This is a genomic window from Pseudomonas sp. GXZC, from assembly GCF_026967615.1.
In the GTDB taxonomy this organism is placed as follows: Bacteria; Pseudomonadota; Gammaproteobacteria; order Pseudomonadales; family Pseudomonadaceae; genus Aquipseudomonas; species Aquipseudomonas azotoformans_A.
This window is the reverse complement of sequence record NZ_CP114115.1, coordinates 1,788,241-1,804,270: the sequence shown is the minus strand read 5'-3', so window position 1 is coordinate 1,804,270 and position 16,030 is coordinate 1,788,241. Positions and strand designations below refer to the sequence as shown.

Annotated in this window: 16 protein-coding genes; 6 read left to right on the top strand and 10 right to left on the bottom strand. The window is 61.5% G+C overall.

Going from position 1 to position 16,030, the window contains the following annotated elements; translation table 11 throughout:
* Window positions 1–11: 11 nt before the first annotated feature.
* The 7 genes from pcaG to pcaR all read right to left on the bottom strand — a co-directional run bounded on the left by pcaG (window position 12) and on the right by pcaR (window position 6,614).
* A complete protein-coding gene (pcaG, locus tag OZ428_RS08555) occupies window positions 12–578 on the bottom strand; it encodes a protocatechuate 3,4-dioxygenase subunit alpha (RefSeq protein ID WP_269133111.1) in 567 nt (188 codons plus the stop codon).
* Between the two features lies 1 nt (window position 579).
* A complete protein-coding gene (gene pcaH / locus OZ428_RS08550; protein ID WP_017137233.1) occupies window positions 580–1,284 on the bottom strand; it encodes a protocatechuate 3,4-dioxygenase subunit beta in 705 nt (234 codons plus the stop codon).
* A 17-nt stretch (window positions 1,285–1,301) separates the two neighbouring features.
* Complete coding sequence (gene pcaF, locus OZ428_RS08545; protein WP_269134164.1) at window positions 1,302–2,504, bottom strand: 3-oxoadipyl-CoA thiolase; 1,203 nt, start codon at window positions 2,502–2,504, stop codon at window positions 1,302–1,304.
* Window positions 2,501–3,280: a CoA-transferase subunit beta gene (locus tag OZ428_RS08540; protein ID WP_028619270.1), complete on the bottom strand. Its 780-nt coding sequence runs from the start codon at window positions 3,278–3,280 to the stop codon at window positions 2,501–2,503. The genes pcaF and OZ428_RS08540 overlap by 4 nt, the downstream gene beginning before the upstream one ends.
* A complete protein-coding gene (locus OZ428_RS08535; protein WP_133074383.1) occupies window positions 3,280–4,137 on the bottom strand; it encodes a CoA transferase subunit A in 858 nt (285 codons plus the stop codon). The genes OZ428_RS08540 and OZ428_RS08535 overlap by 1 nt, the downstream gene beginning before the upstream one ends.
* A gap of 148 nt (window positions 4,138–4,285) precedes the next feature.
* Window positions 4,286–5,626 (bottom strand): MFS transporter, encoded by a 1,341-nt coding sequence (locus OZ428_RS08530; RefSeq protein ID WP_061435600.1) that lies wholly within the window; start codon window positions 5,624–5,626, stop codon window positions 4,286–4,288.
* Between the two features lie 145 nt (window positions 5,627–5,771).
* Window positions 5,772–6,614, bottom strand: a complete 843-nt coding sequence (gene pcaR, locus OZ428_RS08525; RefSeq protein WP_028619267.1) for a pca regulon transcriptional regulator PcaR — start codon at window positions 6,612–6,614, stop codon at window positions 5,772–5,774.
* A 556-nt stretch (window positions 6,615–7,170) separates the two neighbouring features.
* Here pcaR and OZ428_RS08520 point away from each other — a divergent pair.
* Together OZ428_RS08520 and OZ428_RS08515 are read left to right on the top strand one after the other, a co-directional pair.
* Window positions 7,171–7,371, top strand: coding sequence for a hypothetical protein (locus OZ428_RS08520; RefSeq protein WP_003189295.1), 201 nt, complete (start codon window positions 7,171–7,173; stop codon window positions 7,369–7,371).
* Between the two features lie 314 nt (window positions 7,372–7,685).
* The gene (locus tag OZ428_RS08515; RefSeq protein WP_028619266.1) at window positions 7,686–9,161 is read left to right on the top strand and encodes an inorganic phosphate transporter; all 1,476 of its coding nucleotides are present in this window, start codon (window positions 7,686–7,688) and stop codon (window positions 9,159–9,161) included.
* A 152-nt stretch (window positions 9,162–9,313) separates the two neighbouring features.
* On the opposite strand, the gene ccoM is transcribed toward OZ428_RS08515, so the two are convergent.
* Complete coding sequence (gene ccoM / locus OZ428_RS34500) at window positions 9,314–9,430, bottom strand: cytochrome c oxidase subunit CcoM (protein ID WP_003172387.1); 117 nt, start codon at window positions 9,428–9,430, stop codon at window positions 9,314–9,316.
* A 143-nt stretch (window positions 9,431–9,573) separates the two neighbouring features.
* A complete protein-coding gene (locus OZ428_RS08510) occupies window positions 9,574–9,735 on the bottom strand; it encodes a hypothetical protein (protein ID WP_017137225.1) in 162 nt (53 codons plus the stop codon).
* A 131-nt stretch (window positions 9,736–9,866) separates the two neighbouring features.
* Here OZ428_RS08510 and OZ428_RS08505 point away from each other — a divergent pair, with 131 nt between their 5' ends.
* From OZ428_RS08505 to OZ428_RS08495, 3 genes are all read left to right on the top strand, one after another.
* Window positions 9,867–10,733 carry a LysR substrate-binding domain-containing protein gene (locus OZ428_RS08505; RefSeq protein ID WP_269133110.1) on the top strand — a complete coding sequence of 289 codons (867 nt, stop codon included), beginning with the start codon at window positions 9,867–9,869 and terminating at the stop codon, window positions 10,731–10,733.
* 90 nt (window positions 10,734–10,823) lie between these two features.
* The gene (locus OZ428_RS08500; protein ID WP_033902731.1) at window positions 10,824–11,294 is read left to right on the top strand and encodes a RidA family protein; all 471 of its coding nucleotides are present in this window, start codon (window positions 10,824–10,826) and stop codon (window positions 11,292–11,294) included.
* Window positions 11,291–12,472, top strand: a complete 1,182-nt coding sequence (locus OZ428_RS08495; RefSeq protein ID WP_269133109.1) for an aminotransferase class V-fold PLP-dependent enzyme — start codon at window positions 11,291–11,293, stop codon at window positions 12,470–12,472. Before OZ428_RS08500 ends, OZ428_RS08495 begins: the two co-directional genes overlap by 4 nt.
* Here the strand turns inward: OZ428_RS08495 and OZ428_RS08490 are convergent.
* A complete protein-coding gene (locus OZ428_RS08490) occupies window positions 12,469–12,810 on the bottom strand; it encodes an aspartate-semialdehyde dehydrogenase (RefSeq protein ID WP_269133108.1) in 342 nt (113 codons plus the stop codon). The two genes, OZ428_RS08495 and OZ428_RS08490, sit on opposite strands and share 4 nt — an antisense overlap.
* Window positions 12,811–13,029: 219 nt before the next feature.
* Between OZ428_RS08490 and rapA the strand changes: the two genes are divergently transcribed.
* Complete coding sequence (gene rapA, locus OZ428_RS08485) at window positions 13,030–15,876, top strand: RNA polymerase-associated protein RapA (protein ID WP_133074387.1); 2,847 nt, start codon at window positions 13,030–13,032, stop codon at window positions 15,874–15,876.
* Window positions 15,877–16,030 lie beyond the last annotated feature (154 nt).

Sequence of the window (16,030 nt, the reverse complement as noted above, 5' to 3'; positions counted from 1 at the left end):
TCTCAAACCAATCAATAATCAAAGAACACTGTTTCCCGGTCTGTGCCCTGCAACACCACATTCCACTGATGCACACCCTCTGCATCCTGCTTGGCAATCAAGGTTTCACGCCGATCTGCCGGCACACACGCCAGCAACGGGTCATCCCCATTCAGCGCCTCGCCTTCGAAATAAATCCGCGTCAGCAAGTGCTTCACCAAGCCACGGGCAAACACCAGCACCACCAGGTGCGGCGCCTGGGTCGTGCCTTTCAGGCCCGGCACCGCACCCGGCTTGATGGTGGTAAAGCGAAACCGCCCTTCAGCATCCACCGGCACCCGGCCGAAGCCTTCGAAATTCGGGTCGACGGCTTTGTCTTGCTCGTCTTCCGGGTGGTCATATTTACCGGCGGCATTGGCCTGCCAGACTTCGAGCATGGCATCGTTGACGACATCGCCATTGCCATCCACCACTTGCCCGCTGATCGCTACACGTTCGCCGAGGGTGGCGCTCACGGTCAGGTCTTCGCGGTTCAGCCAGGTCAGGCCGATGTGGTAATACGGCCCGACGGTGTGGGACGTGGTCGCGTTGAGTGTCATCTCATTTCTCCATCGGCGTGGCGTCGCGGCCGCGCAGGACGATGTCCCAGCGGTAGCCGAGGGCATAGGAAGGAATGGTTTTTTCCAGGTCGAAGCGGGCGATCAAACGTTGCTTGGCCGAAGTGTCCGGCACGCAGTTGTAGATCGGGTCGTATTCCAGCAGCGGGTCGCCGGGGAAGTACATCTGCGTGACCAGCCGCGTCAGCACGCTCGGGCCGAACAGCGAAAAGTGGATATGCGCCGGGCGCCACGCGTTGTGGTGGTTGCCCCACGGATAGGCGCCGGGCTTGATGGTCTGGAATTGGTACCAACCATCGGCGTCGGTGACGGTGCGGCCGGTACCAGTGAAGTTCGGGTCCAGCGGCGCGTCGTGCAGGTCGCGCTTGTGGTTGTAGCGACCGGCGGCGTTGGCCTGCCAGATCTCCACCAGAATGCCCGGTACCGGCAAACCGTTTTCGTCGAGCACACGGCCATGAATGATGATGCGTTCACCTTGGGGCTCGCCTTCATGCTGGGCCGTGAGGTCGTTGTCCTTCTCATTGATGCGTTCGGCGCCGATGGTCGGGCCGGTGATTTCCGACAAGGAATGGGGCAGGAACACCAACGGCTGGGACGGCGAACGCAGGTTCGTCGACTGGTAGGCCGGGTGCAGGTAATCAGGTTGAGTGCCCGCTTGCGGGCGCCGGTATCCAGGCTTGTCACTCATGGTGCAGTCCTCTCTTATTAGATGCGTTCAATCGCCAGGGCCAAGCCTTGGCCGACGCCCACGCACATGGTCGCCAGGCCTTTGCTGCCGCCGGTCTTTTCGAGTTGGTGCAGGGCCGTCAGCACCAGCCGCGCGCCGCTCATGCCCAGCGGGTGGCCGAGGGCGATGGCGCCGCCGTTGGGGTTGACCTGCGGCGCGTCGTCGGCGATGCCCAGTTCACGCAGCACGGCCAGGCCTTGGCTGGCGAAGGCTTCGTTGAGTTCGATCACATCAAAGTCAGTGACCGCCAAGCCAAGACGCTCGACCAGTTTGCGCACGGCTGGAACCGGGCCGATGCCCATCACGCGTGGTGCGACACCGGCGCTGGCCATGCCCAAGACTCGGGCGCGGGCGGTCAGGCCATGTTTCTTGACCGCTTCGGCGGAGGCCAGGATCAGCGCCGCCGCACCGTCGTTCACGCCCGAGGCGTTGCCAGCGGTGACGGTTTTGTCCGGGCCGTTCACGGGCTTGAGCTTGGCCAGGGCGTCCAGGGTGGTGTCCCGTGGGTGCTCATCGTGCTCCACCAGCGTTTCGCCTTTTTTATGGGCGACGCGTACGGGTACGATTTCTTCAGCGAAATACCCAGCGGCTTGGGCAGCAGCGGTACGTTGCTGGCTGCGCAGGGCAAAAGCGTCCTGGTCGGCGCGAGACACCTGGTAATCGTCGGCCACATTGTCGGCCGTCTGCGGCATCGCATCCACGCCGTACTGGGCCTTCATCAGCGGGTTGATAAAGCGCCAGCCGATGGTGGTGTCCTCCAGCTTCATGTTGCGCGAGAACGCCGCGTCGGCCTTGCCCATCACGAACGGCGCACGGGACATCGACTCGACGCCACCGGCAATCGCCAGCTCCATTTCACCGCTGGCAATCGCGCGGAAGGCGGTGCCGATCGCATCCATGCCCGAGGCGCATAAGCGGTTGAGGGTCACGCCCGGAATGCTGTCCGGCAGGCCGGCCAGCAGCAACGCCATGCGCGCCACGTTGCGGTTGTCTTCACCGGCCTGGTTGGCGCAGCCGAGGAACACTTCATCGACGGCCGTCCAATCCACCGAAGGGTTGCGCTCGATCAGCGCCTTGATCGGCAGCGCTGCCAGGTCATCGGCACGCACGGTGGACAAGCCACCGCCGAAACGGCCAATGGGGGTACGGATGGCATCACAGATAAATACATCGCGCATCAGGCTTCTCCAGGCGCTTGGCCATGGGCGGCCGCAGTGCGTGCTTCAAGGTCACGCAGGGCGGTCAGCTCTACGTCAGTCGGTTCGGCAGTGGTGTCGACCTGGTCGGCAAAACGAATCGCCCAACCGGTCGCGGCCACTACCTGTTCACGGGTCACCCCAGGGTGCAGCGCGGTGACCACGAATTCATGGGTGCCCTCCTCCGGCTCCATGATGCACAGGTCGGTAATGATCCCTACAGGACCGGCGCCCGGCAGGCCCAGGCGTTTACGCGAGTCGCCGCCTTCGCCATGGCCGACTGAGGTGATGAAGTCGAGTTTGTCGACAAACGAACGTGCCGATTGCTTGAGGATGATCAACACGCTCTTGGCCGAACCGGCGATCTCGGGCGCGCCACCGGCTCCCGGCAGTCGCACTTTAGGCTGGTGGTAGTCACCGACCACCGTGGTGTTGATGTTGCCGAAACGGTCGACCTGGGCCGCGCCGAGAAAGCCCACATCGATGCGCCCGCCTTGCAGCCAATAGCGAAAGATCTCACCGGTCGGTACGACGGTGTCGGCGGTTTCTGCCAGTTCGCCATCACCGATGGACAGCGGCAGTACCGACGGTTTGGCGCCAATCGGACCGGACTCGTAGATCAGCACCACATCTGGCGACGAGGTCAGGCGCGCCAGGTTGGCCGCCTTGGACGGCAAGCCGATGCCGACAAAGCACACGGAGCCGTTCTTGAGGCGGCGCGCAGCGGCGACGGTCATCATTTCATTGGTCGAGTAAGCCATTACTTGGCCTCCTGCGCGGTGGCCAGCTTGGCCTGGAATTCGCTGAAGTCGGCGGTGCCGTGGATGTATTCATCGATCCAGGCGGTGAAGGTCCCACGGTCGCGGGCGATCGGGTCCCACGCCTGGTAGAAGCGGTTATCACGCTCGTTGTAGCCATGTGCGTAGGACGGATGCGCGCCACCCGGCACATGACAGACCGCCGTCAGCGCCCAGGTCGGCAGTACGCAGCTGTTCATCGGCGCATTCAGGTCATCGACGATTTCTTCGACGGTGACGATGCAACGCTTGGCCGCCAGGGCCGCCTCTTTCTGCACACCGAGGATGCCCCACAACAGCACGTTGCCCTTGCGGTCAGCCTTTTGCGCATGAATCACGGTGACGTCCGGACGCACCGACGGCACCGCTGCCAGCACTTCGCCAGTGAAGGGGCAGGTCACGGTCTTGATCAGCGGGTTGACCTTGGGCAGGTCAGAACCGGCGTAGGCACGCAGCACCGCGAAGGGCAGGCCGGAGGCGCCGGCGACGTAGGCATTGGCCAGGTCGGCGTGGCTGTGTTCTTCGATTTCCAGCGGTTGCGGCCATTGCTTCTCGACCGCATCACGCAGGCGATGCAAGGAGCCCACGCCCGGGTTGCCGCCCCAGGAGAAAATCAGCTTGCGGGCGCAGCCGGCACCGATCAACTGGTCGTAGATCAGGTCAGGCGTCATACGCACCAGCGTCAGGTCTTTCTTGCCCTGACGAATGATTTCATGACCCGCTGCCGTTGGGATCAGGTGGGTGAAGCCTTCCAGCGCGACGGTGTCGCCGTCGTTCACAAATTGCTTCACCGCGTCACGCAGCGCGAGGATTTCAGCCATGGGGTTCGGGCTCCCGGTATGGATCGAAAAAGGCGCTGAGGTGGCGCCGAAGTGCTTGAAGATTAAGCCGGGGAAATGGGCCAAACAATCCGATAATCGACTCAGTGTTCGATTATCGAACGGATTGTTGGCAAGCTATCGATCAGCCTCAGGTCGCATCCGCATGGCTAACCATGCCCTTGATCACCACCGCAGCGGTGGCCAATGCAGCCGGGATCACCAGAGCGGTGAGCACCTGTTCGAAGTTCCAGCCCAGGCCCAGCAAGGTTGCGCCCATCCAGGCGCCAAGGATCGCGCCGAAACGACCGATGCCGAGCATCCACGACACGCCGGTCGCGCGGCCTTGGGTCGGGTAGAAACGCGCGGCCAGAGACGGCATTGCCGACTGCGCACCGTTGACGCACATCCCGGCAACCAGCACCAGGGTTGCCAGCAGGGTGATATTGCCCAGGCTCTGCCCTACCGCGTAGGCAAACACCCCGGCCAGCAGGTAGAAGATGCCGATAACCTTGTGCGGATTGAACCGGTCCATCGCCCAGCCCACGCCCACCGCACTCAATACGCCACCGAACTGGAACAACGCACCGATAAACGCGGCCTGTTCCAGGCTGGCACCGCTGTCGCGCATCAGGGTCGGTAACCAACTGGTGAGCAGGTAGACGATCACCAGGCCCATGAAGTAGGTGAGCCAGAGCAGCAACGTACCGGCGCTATAGGTGCCGGAGAAGATCACCGCAAACACGTTGCGCGCCTTGACGGTTTTTTGCTCGGGCACGCTGAAGCTGCTGGCTTGGGCGACGATGCTGGGTTCGATGGGCGAGAGGGTTTTGCGCACCTTGTCGGTGCCTCGGTTGCGCACCACCAGGTAGCGGGCCGACTCCGGCAGCCAGAGCATCAGCACCACCACCAGGATCAACGGCAGGATGCCGCCGATCAGCAGCAAGGCATGCCAGCCGAACGCCGGGATCAGCTTGGCCGAGATAAACCCGCCACCGGCCATGCCCAGGTTGAAGCCACAGAACATGCTGGTCACCAGCAATGACTTGTGGCGTTCCGGGGTGTATTCGGACAGCAGCGTCGTGGCATTCGGCATGCCGGCGCCCAGGCCCAGCCCGGTGAGAAAACGCAGCACCAGCAACTGATCGACGTTGCTGCTGTAAGCGGAGGCCAGACTGAATGCGCCGAACACCAGCACCGCGCCCACCAGCACCACTTTACGGCCAAAGCGGTCGGCCAACGGGCCGGAACCGAGGGCACCAAACACCATGCCGATCAACGCAGCGCTCATCACCGGGCCGAGGCTGGCGCGATCAATGCCCCAGTCCTGGGACAGTGCCGGTGCGATAAAGCCCATGGCGGCAGTGTCGAGGCCGTCGAGGAAAACGATCAGGAAACACAGGATCACCACGCGCCACTGATAACGTGACAGGGGCTGGGCATTGATGAAGGACTGGACGTCCAACGTGGAACCGACAGAAGGCTGATTCATTGTTTTTATTTCCACACCGATGGCGGGCTGACGACCTGGGGTCGTCGTTATTATTGGGGCGCTTCAACAGCGCTGCCGCACAGTAATAAGTCGGGGGAAACACCGTCAATTGAGCAAACCGGGATCTGTGCGGTGACCGAACAGCTTAAGCAAACAGTTGCGCGCTCAACTCACGGCTGGCGCTGAGCATGCTCGGCAGGAAGCGCTGCTCCAGCTCACTGCGGCTGACCCGCCCGGCGTGGGTACTGACGTTCAGCGCGGCCAGCACCTGGCCCGAGGCGTCATACACCGGCACCGCGATGGAACGCAGGCCCTGCTCCAGCTCCTGGTCGACGATGCACCAGCCCTGCTGACGCACTTGTTGCAGGCATTCGAACAGCGCTGCGGGGGTGGTCAGGGTGCGGCTGGTCTTGGTTTGCAGGTCGGCATGGTCGAGGTAATCCTGCAGCGAGGCGTCGTCCAGCGCGGCAAGCAGGATGCGTCCCATGGAGGTGCAATAGGCCGGCAAGCGCCCGCCCACCGACAGGTCCACGGAAATCAGGCGCTGGGTGGTGGCCGAACGGGCGATGTAGAGAATGTCGTCGCCTTCGAGGGTCGCCATGTTGCAGGCTTCGTGGAGCTGCTCGCTCATGCGGTCCAGGTAAGGCTGGGCCGACACGGCCAGCGGTGTGGACGACAAATAGGCATGGCCCAGGGTCAACACTTTGGGCAACAGCGAATAGGTGCGCCCGTCAGTGGTGGCGTAGCCGAGCTTGATCAAGGTGTGCAGGCAACGGCGCACGGCGGCGCGGGGGATTTCCGTGCGGTGGCTGATCTGGGCGATGGTGAGGTGGCGCTTGCGTTCCTGGAACGCCTGCACCACGGCCAGGCCGCGAGCCAGGGACGTCATGAAGTCGGGATCACCGGTAAACGCCTGGATACGCTTGGCCGGAGAGGCAACGATCGGCGGCGCCACTGACGCGAAAGAGTTGCGCAATTGATCGTTCATGTCGGGATCCTTTCTCTTATTGTCGAACGCAGAGGGGTTCGGCTGTTATTACAAGCCGTGTCAGCCGGGATGCACAAGGCAGCGCCGACAACATTGTGCGATTATCGGACGATCATTCGATTATCGCAATTTGCGAGCGACCTGGGCCGAGCCGACCCGAAGCGCTGAGTAAAATTAAGTCACGCTTAATAATGTCTGAAGTTGGGTTGATTTTATGGCGCCAGAATTTGTGCAATTACCGCCACGCCTGTGTAACAAAACGCTCACACAAAGTTGACGGTTTTTAACTTTATGCTGATAGTGTTATTCAAATGCACGGCTATAATGCACTCTATGCGCAGGTCCGCCCGGCTCAATCAGCGGGACTGGAACTCGCCAGATGATGCACCTACCGTGCATTGTCGATCGCAACTATCCGCCTCGAATGCACCACTAACAAGTGGCCGCCCGTGCCTATTCCAACTTGAACGTTCTGCGCTTCAACTTGGAACACGTCGAGGGCGCATTCCGGCATAACGCTGCAACGTATTTACACTCAACTCAATTAGGTAACGATGTGACGAAAGATGAACTGCGCGCGGAACTTGAGCGCCAGGAGCAACGTTACAAGGACGTTTACGGCGGAGAAGTCACCACTTACGCCGCCCAGCCTGAACCTGAACGCAAACCATGGCGCAAGCGAGCCAGCCTGCTCGACCAGGCATTTGCCCAGGAAATCCAAAAGATTGAACAAGAGCTCAAAACCGAAGAGCCATAAGCGATCCGGTCTGAGCCCCAAGGTTTTTGCCTCGGTTGCTGGCACATAGCTAGCAGCCGGCAACCTTGAATCCCACCATCCCCGGTAAAATTTCATACAAATGTTTCAGGCGTGACGTTTTTGTGACAAAACCCCGCCATGGGGGCCCTCTGCTTTATAAATCAAAGACTTGCCAAAGCCCCGAAAACCCTGGGATGCGTGCCTTTCCGGGTGTTTTTTTCGGTGAAGATTGTTACCGATGAGCAGCTAGTGCATCGATTACTGAGGTTTTCTGGCATAATCGCGCCCCCTTACGACCGGGTCAGAAAACCTTCATGATCGATTTATTCAGCGGACTGGATGCTTGGGTTCTCGTGAGCCTGTTGCTCGCCCTGGCCTTTGTCCTCGCCTTCGAGTTCATCAATGGCTTTCATGACACCGCTAACGCGGTGGCCACAGTCATCTATACCAAAGCCATGCCGCCGCACCTGGCCGTGTTCTTCTCCGGGGTGTTCAACTTCCTCGGCGTGTTGCTCGGTGGTGTCGGTGTCGCCTACGCCATCGTCCACTTGCTGCCGGTGGAGTTGCTGATCAATGTGAACACCGGCCATGGCTTGGCAATGGTCTTCTCTTTATTGGCAGCGGCGATCACCTGGAACCTGGGCACCTGGTACTTCGGTATCCCGGCTTCCAGTTCCCACACCTTGATCGGCTCGATCCTCGGTGTCGGCCTGGCCAATGCCCTGATCAACGACATTCCCCTGGCTGACGGTGTGAACTGGCAGAAGGCGATCGATATCGGCGCCTCCCTGGTGTTTTCGCCCATGGCCGGCTTCCTCGTCGCAGCTCTGGTGCTGATTGGCCTGAAGTGGTGGCGGCCGCTGTCGAAGATGCACAAGACCCCGGACCAACGCCGCAAGCTCGACGACAAGAAACACCCGCCGTTCTGGAACCGCCTGGTGCTGGTGATTTCCGCCATGGCCGTGAGTTTCGTGCACGGTTCCAACGACGGCCAGAAAGGCATCGGCCTGATCATGCTGGTGCTGATCGGTATCGTGCCCGCGCAGTTCGTGCTCGACCTGGGGAGCACCACTTACCAGATCGAACGTACCCGCGATGCAACCGTGCACTTGAGCCAGTTCTACCAGCGCAACAACGCCACGCTCGGTGAGTTCCTGGCACTGGGCAAAAGCGTGAAGAACGATCTGCCGGGCAAGTTCCAGTGCAACCCGCAACAGACCGAGCCGACCATCAACGCACTGGTCGACACCTTGAAAGGCGTGTCCGACTATCACTCGCTGACTTCTGACCAGCGCATTGAAGTGCGTCGCTACTTGCTCTGCCTGGATGACACCGCAAAGAAAGTCGGCAAGCTGCCGGGCCTGGATGCGCGTGAGAAGTCCGACCTCGACAAGCTGCGCAAAGACCTCACCGCCACCACCGAGTACGCCCCGTTCTGGGTGATCCTCGCCGTTGCACTGGCCTTGGGCCTGGGCACCATGGTGGGCTGGAAGCGTGTGGTACTGACCATCGGCGAGAAGATCGGCAAGCAAGGCATGACCTATGCCCAGGGCATGTCGGCGCAGATCACCACCGCGACCATGATTGGCTTTGCCAACATCTTCGCGCTGCCGGTGTCGACCACCCACGTGCTGTCTTCCGGCGTGGCCGGCACCATGGTCGCGAACAAAAGCGGCCTGCAAGGCGGCACCGTGAAGACCATCCTGATGGCCTGGGTGCTGACCCTGCCGGCGACGGTAGGTTTGTCGGCCGGGTTGTTCTGGTTGGCGTCGAAGGCGCTGGGCAGCTGATAACCCCGCCGCAATAAAAAAGGTGCGATCCGCGAGGGTCGCACCTTTTTTTATGTTCGTTTTTCTGTAGAAGCCGACTCAAATAACAGGCAAAAAAAAAGGGCGACCGAAGTCGCCCAAAATGCCTTGCGTGCTCATGCAACCTGGAAAAACTAAGGTTTTTTACGCTTGTTCGCGTCTTTCCAGATAAAAATTCCAAACCCTACAAAAAACAGCACCATGAGGCTTACAGTCAGCACTCCGGCAAACACCACATTATCGATAAACATGACCGGCCTCCTGTGCTTGCCCTGTTGCGATAGGGCTAAGTTAATGGAGAAGGCGGATTGGAAAATTGACGGGGATCAATGTCGCCCGCGACGGGGCGTAAAGAAGGGCAATAACTGACCTGCATCAAGGGATGCAGGCTGTTTCAACGCTTTTTCGGTTTGTTCTTCGGCTTTTTCTTCACTTTGCCGAGCGGCATCGCTTGTTCAAATGCCTGGCGCACTTCATTCAGGCGCTTGTCATTGAGGTCATGCACGCGCTTGGCACGTTCGGCATTCAGGTCGATCAGCTTGTCGTCTTCACTCATGGCTTGGCTTACGTCGTGGAGGGAATGACTCAATAATGCGGGCTCAAGCGGCCAACGGCAAATCAGCGGGCGACAAAAGGCAAGGCTTCGCACAAAATCGAGGCCTTACCCGAACCCGGAGACGCCCTCAGGTGGCACTGCACAAGGACCTTCCACCGTTGCTGGCCTTGCGCGCTTTCGAAGCGGTGGCGCGGCATTTGAGTTTTATCAAAGCGGCGAGTGAGTTGTCGGTGACCCAGAGCGCCCTCAGTCATCAGGTGCAGAAACTTGAGCAGCATCTGGGCAAACCGCTGTTTATCCGACGCACCCGCGCGATCGATCTGACCGCCGACGGCCAACAGTACTACGACGAAATCCGCCCTGCCCTCGATGCTATCGCCGCCGCCACGCGTGCCCAGCGGGTCGCCCCGAGCGCCACCGTGTTGCGCATCGGTTTACTGGCATCGTTCGCCACGCTGTGGCTGGCGCCGCGTTTGGCGGGCTTTCTCAACCGCTACCCGCATATCCAGGTGGAGTTGTTACCGGCGATTCAACTGGCGGATGTCGCTGCCGCCGAGGTAGACCTGGCCATCCGTTACGGCAAGGGTGACTGGCCCGATGTCCAGGCCACGCGGCTTATGCCCGAGATCATCTCTCCGGTGTGCAGCCCGTCTTTCAAAGCGCGCCAGAACGGCCCACTGCTGATGGCCACTTCGCACCGCCCCTTTGAATGGACCGACTGGTCCGCGCACTACCAGGTCGACCTCACCCACCATCCCCGCGTAATGCTGCACGACTACAACATCGTGGTCGAAGCCGCCGTGGCCGGCCAAGGTATCGCCATGGGTCGCCATCGCCTGATAGAACGTCGACTACAGGACGGCAGCCTGGTGGAAGCGTTCGACTGGCCGCCCTATCACAGCGATATCGGCTACTGGCTCATCGCGCCCGAAGGCCCCGCCACTGAAGCCGCCGCCTGTTTCAGCCAATGGCTGAAGGAAGCCTGCGCCGACGCGTGAGTTATTTCGATACGTCGCGTGAGATCTATCCGTTTGTCGCCCCTTGATGCAGCCAACATGCTGAAACCTCCAAAACCCAGAGAATTCATCATGAGCGACTCCATCCGCCAACGCGTGCAAGCCCTTGGCCTCACGCTGCCCACCCCAAGCCAGCCAATTGCCAACTACATCAACCATGTCATCAGCCAAAACCAGTTATTCGTTTCCGGACAAATTCCCCTGGTAGACGGCAAGCCCGCCTACATCGGTCGCCTGGGCGAATCCCTCAGTGATGAAGAAGGTGCACAGGCGGCGGAATTGGCGGCCCTGGGCCTGCTGGGGCAACTGAGTAACGCCCTTGGCGACGACTTGTCGCGGCTGGTGCGCACCGTGCGCCTGGGTGTATTCATCGCCAGCAGCGGTGATTTCAAACAGCAAAGCGTGGTCGCCAATGGTGCGTCCAACCTGCTGGTGAACGCCCTTGGTGAAAAAGGCCGGCACGTGCGCACCGCCGTAGGTGTATCCAGCCTGCCGGCCGGTGTGGCCGTGGAGGTGGATGCCATTTTCGAGCTACGCCCGTGAGCCCGCTTGAAGTCCAGCACCTGCGGGACGACACTCCGGGCTGCCAATCCGGCATCGTGCACTTCAACCCCGCCGGTGCGTCCCTGCCCAGCCAGGCGACCCTTGATGCAATCATCGAACAACTGCAACGCGAGGCCCGCGACGGCCCGATGGAAGCCGGCGAACAGGGCGCAGTGCTGGTGGAAAAAGCCCGCCGCGCCGCCGCGCTACTGCTCAATGCCCCCGTCGCTTCGATTGCCTTTGCCAGCAGCGGTTCGACCGCCTGGAGCCTGGCGTTCCAAGCCTTGGGGCCCTGGCAACCGGGCGACCGTATTCTGGTGGGCCGTCACGAATGGGGCGGCAACCTGGCCAGCATGGACCTGGCAGTGCAGGCCGGCGCCCGAGTGGAAGTCATCCCCTGTGATGAAACCGGCGCGGTCTGCCCGCTGGCGTTGGAATCGATGGTCGATGCACACGTCAAGCTGATCGACCTCACCTGGCTCCCCGCCAATGGCGGCCTGATCAACCCCGCCCAGGCCATCGGTGAAGTAGCACGGCGGCATGCAATCCCCTACTTCATCGACGCCGGCCAAGCCGTCGGCCAGGTGCCGGTGGATGTACAGGCGTTGCAGTGCGACGTGCTCAAGTCGGCCGGCCGCAAACATCTGCGCGGCCCACGGGGCACCGCGCTGTTGTATGTGCGACCGGGCTTTCTTGAGCGGTTGAACCCGGCCCAGCGCGATGTATTTTCAGCACCCTGGACCGCCCAGGGTTTTGACCTGCGCAACGACGCACGGCGCTTCGAAACCAGCGAAACTTCTTTCGCCTTGCTGGCAGGCCTGGGCAATGCGTTGCAAGAGATGAATCGTCTGGGCATCGAGCGCGTCTGGGAAAGAGTGTCGCAAACCGCCGAGCGAATCCGCGAGGCGCTGCGTGGGATGTCAGGCATTACCCTGCATGAACTGGGCACGCAGCAGTCAGGCTTGATCGCGTTCAACCTGGCGGGCTGGGATGCATTCGAACTGAAGCGGCGGCTGGGCCTGAAGCGCATCAATATCGGCGCCAATGGCGTGGCCTACACACCGCTGGATATGCAGGCGCGGGGCCTGGAGAGCGTGGCGCGGATCTCGGTCAGCCCGCTGAATACCGAGCAGGATATCGAGGTATTGTTGGCCGCCCTGCGCGAATTGCGCGACTAAACCTCGACGTCCACCCACAAGCCCTGGCGCGGGGCATCTTCGATCAGCGGCACCACCGGCACGGTGTTATCGGCGTTGAGTATGTCGCCCGGAATGGCCAAATGCTGCTCCGGGTCTTCATCGGCTTCACGCCGGCGTTTCTGTTGTTCCTGCTGGCGGCGTTGTTCTTCGCGCAGCAAAAAGGTCGACGTCTCGGCGTCACCCTTTTTCAGGTCGATGGTGCTCTCGTTGGAGCCCGGTTGAACTGGCACCACGGGCGGGATATCCGGCTTCTGGCGCACCGGATCGAGTTGTGACGTCACCGGCACAACGCTGACGGGCAGCATGGGTGGCAGCATAGTGATTATTCTCCTGATCAACAGGCTGTCGGCGGGTGGCAGGGCGACTTGAGCGCAGGCTCGCCAAGCTGTGACCCAGTCGACACTCCCAAGTGCCCGCCACCCGTCGATTCGGCTTCCGGCCCCCCACGCAAACGGAGTAGTTTTTGTCAGAGTCCTTGGGCGTGGGGGCTTGTTCCGTTAAGATAGTCGGCTTTTTCACGGCGGGAGTCAGGCAGCATGGCGCAGCAGTATCAACCGGGGCAACGCTGGATTAGTGACAGCGAAGCAGAGCTGGGGTTAGGCACCGTTCTGGCACAGGACGGCCGCTTGTTGACCGTGCTCTATCCGGCCACTGGCGACACTCGCCAGTATGCGCTACGGAATGCGCCCCTCACGCGTGTGAGGTTTTCGCCGGGTGACAGCATCACCCACTTCGAAGGCTGGAAAATGACCGTACAGGAAGTCGACGACGTCGACGGCCTGCTGGTGTACCACGGCCTCAATGGGCAGAACGAGCAGGTCACCCTGCCGGAAACCCAACTGTCCAACTTCATCCAGTTCCGCCTGGCCAGCGACCGTCTGTTCGCCGGGCAGATCGACCCGCTAGCCTGGTTCTCGCTGCGCTACCACACCCTGGAACACACCAGCCGCCAATTGCAGTCTTCCTTGTGGGGCCTGGGTGGCGTGCGTGCGCAACCTATTGCTCACCAACTGCACATCGCCCGTGAAGTCGCTGACCGTATCGCGCCACGGGTGTTGCTGGCCGACGAAGTGGGCCTGGGCAAGACCATCGAAGCCGGTCTGGTGATCCATCGCCAGCTGCTGTCGGGCCGTGCCAACCGCGTGTTGATCCTGGTCCCGGAAAACCTGCAGCACCAATGGCTGGTGGAAATGCGCCGCCGCTTCAACCTGCAGGTTGCGCTGTTCGACGAAGAACGCTTTATCGAAAGCGATGCCACCAACCCGTTCGAAGACACCCAACTCGCCCTGGTCGCGCTGGAATGGCTGGTGGACGACGAGAAGGCCCAGGACGCACTGTTCGCCGCCGGCTGGGACCTGCTGGTCGTCGACGAAGCCCACCACTTGGTGTGGCACGAAGAAAAGGCCAGCCCCGAATACGCACTGGTCGAGCAATTGGCCGAAGTGATTCCGGGCGTGCTGCTGCTGACCGCCACCCCGGAGCAATTGGGCCAGGACAGCCACTTCGCACGCCTGCGCCTGCTCGACCCGAACCGTTTCCACGACCTCGCCGCCTTCCGCGCCGAAAGCGAGAACTATCGCCCGGTCGCCGAAGCCGTGCAGGAGCTGCTGGACAAGGGTCGCCTCTCCCCTGTCGCACACAAGACCATCCAGGGTTTCCTCGGTGACGAAGGCGAAGCCCTGCTGACCGCCGTCAACGATGGCGACACCGAAGCCAGCGCACGCCTGGTGCGCGAGCTGCTCGACCGTCACGGCACCGGCCGCGTTCTGTTTCGCAACACCCGCGCCGCCGTGCAAGGTTTCCCCGAGCGCAAGCTGCACGCTTACCCGCTGCCAAACCCGGACGAATACCTGGAGTTGCCGCTGGGCGAACACGCCGAGCTGTACCCGGAAGTCAGCTTCCAGTCGCAACCGGACATCGAAGAAGAAAACCGCTGGTGGCGCTTCGACCCCCGCGTCGAGTGGCTGATCGACCAGCTCAAAATGCTCAAGCGCACCAAGGTCCTGGTGATCTGCGCCCACGCCGAAACCGCGATGGACCTGGAAGACGCGCTGCGCGTGCGCTCCGGTATTCCGGCCACGGTGTTCCACGAGGGTATGAACATCCTCGAACGTGACCGCGCCGCCGCCTACTTCGCCGATGAAGAGTTTGGCGCCCAGGTATTGATCTGCTCGGAAATCGGCAGTGAAGGCCGCAACTTCCAATTCTCCCATCACCTGGTGCTGTTCGACCTGCCGTCCCACCCCGATTTGCTGGAACAGCGCATCGGCCGTCTGGACCGGATCGGTCAGAAACACGTGATCGAACTGCACGTGCCGTACCTGGAAACCAGCCCACAAGAGCGCTTGTTCCAGTGGTACCACGAAGCGCTCAACGCCTTCCTCAACACCTGCCCGACCGGCAACGCCTTGCAGCATCAGTTCGGCCCACGCCTGCTGCCGCTGCTGGAAAACGCCGACGACGGCGAGTGGCAAGCCCTGATCGACGAGGCCCGTGCCGAGCGCGAGCGTCTTGAAGAAGAGCTGCACACTGGTCGCGACCGCCTGCTGGAACTCAACTCCGGCGGCGCGGGTGAAGGTGATGCGCTGGTCGAGGACATTCTGGAGCAAGACGACCAGTTCGCCCTGCCGATCTACATGGAAACCCTGTTCGACGCGTTCGGCATCGACAGCGAAGACCATTCTGAAAACGCGCTGATCCTCAAGCCCAGCGAAAAAATGCTCGACGCCAGCTTCCCCCTGGGCGACGACGAAGGCGTGACCATCACCTACGACCGCAACCAGGCGCTGTCGCGCGAAGACATGCAGTTCATCACCTGGGAACACCCGATGGTGCAAGGCGGCATGGACCTGGTGCTGTCCGGTTCCATGGGCAACACCGCCGTGGCGCTGATCAAGAACAAGGCGCTGAAGCCGGGCACCGTGTTGTTGGAACTGCTCTACGTCAGCGAAGTGGTCGCCCCGCGCTCGCTGCAACTGGGCCGCTACCTGCCGCCGGCCGCCCTGCGCTGCCTGCTGGATGCCAACGGCAACGACCTGTCGAGCCGTGTGTCGTTCGTGACCCTCAACGACCAGCTGGAAAGCGTGCCACGGGCCAGCGCCAACAAGTTCATCCAGGCCCAGCGCGACCAGCTGACGCCACGGATCAATGCCGGTGAAGAGAAGATCACCCCGCAACATGCCGAGCGCGTGGCCGAGGCCAAGCGTCGCCTGGCAGCAGACACCGACGAAGAACTGGCACGCCTGACCGCGTTGCAAGCGGTCAACCCGACCGTGCGTGACAGTGAGTTGGTGGCCTTGCGTGCCCAACGTGAGCAAGGTTTGGCGATGCTGGATAAGGCGGCGCTGCGACTGGAAGCGATTCGGGTGCTAGTGGCGGGCTGATATCCCCCCTACCCTGCTAAAAAGGGAAAGCCTGTGGCGAGCGGGCTTGCCCCGCGTTGGGCTGCGCAGCGGCCCTAATAAGATCACCGCGTTTTATTCAGACAAAACGTGGAGCCGGATTTAGGGCCGCTTCGCAGCCCAACGCGGGGCAAGC

Excerpts from the sequence above, each read along its gene's own strand:
- pcaG (WP_269133111.1), bottom strand. The coding sequence starts at position 578 with ATGACACTCAACGCGACCACGTCCCACACCGTCGGGCCGTATTACCAC.
- pcaH (WP_017137233.1), bottom strand. The coding sequence starts at position 1,284 with ATGAGTGACAAGCCTGGATACCGGCGCCCGCAAGCGGGCACTCAACCT.
- OZ428_RS08540 (WP_028619270.1), bottom strand. The coding sequence starts at position 3,280 with ATGGCTTACTCGACCAATGAAATGATGACCGTCGCCGCTGCGCGCCGC.
- OZ428_RS08535 (WP_133074383.1), bottom strand. The coding sequence starts at position 4,137 with ATGGCTGAAATCCTCGCGCTGCGTGACGCGGTGAAGCAATTTGTGAAC.
- OZ428_RS08530 (WP_061435600.1), bottom strand. The coding sequence starts at position 5,626 with ATGAATCAGCCTTCTGTCGGTTCCACGTTGGACGTCCAGTCCTTCATC.
- pcaR (WP_028619267.1), bottom strand. The coding sequence starts at position 6,614 with ATGAACGATCAATTGCGCAACTCTTTCGCGTCAGTGGCGCCGCCGATC.
- OZ428_RS08515 (WP_028619266.1), top strand. The coding sequence starts at position 7,686 with ATGATCGATTTATTCAGCGGACTGGATGCTTGGGTTCTCGTGAGCCTG.
- ccoM (WP_003172387.1), bottom strand. The coding sequence starts at position 9,430 with ATGTTTATCGATAATGTGGTGTTTGCCGGAGTGCTGACTGTAAGCCTC.
- OZ428_RS08510 (WP_017137225.1), bottom strand. The coding sequence starts at position 9,735 with ATGAGTGAAGACGACAAGCTGATCGACCTGAATGCCGAACGTGCCAAG.
- OZ428_RS08500 (WP_033902731.1), top strand. The coding sequence starts at position 10,824 with ATGAGCGACTCCATCCGCCAACGCGTGCAAGCCCTTGGCCTCACGCTG.
- OZ428_RS08490 (WP_269133108.1), bottom strand. The coding sequence starts at position 12,810 with ATGCTGCCACCCATGCTGCCCGTCAGCGTTGTGCCGGTGACGTCACAA.
- rapA (WP_133074387.1), top strand. The coding sequence starts at position 13,030 with ATGGCGCAGCAGTATCAACCGGGGCAACGCTGGATTAGTGACAGCGAA.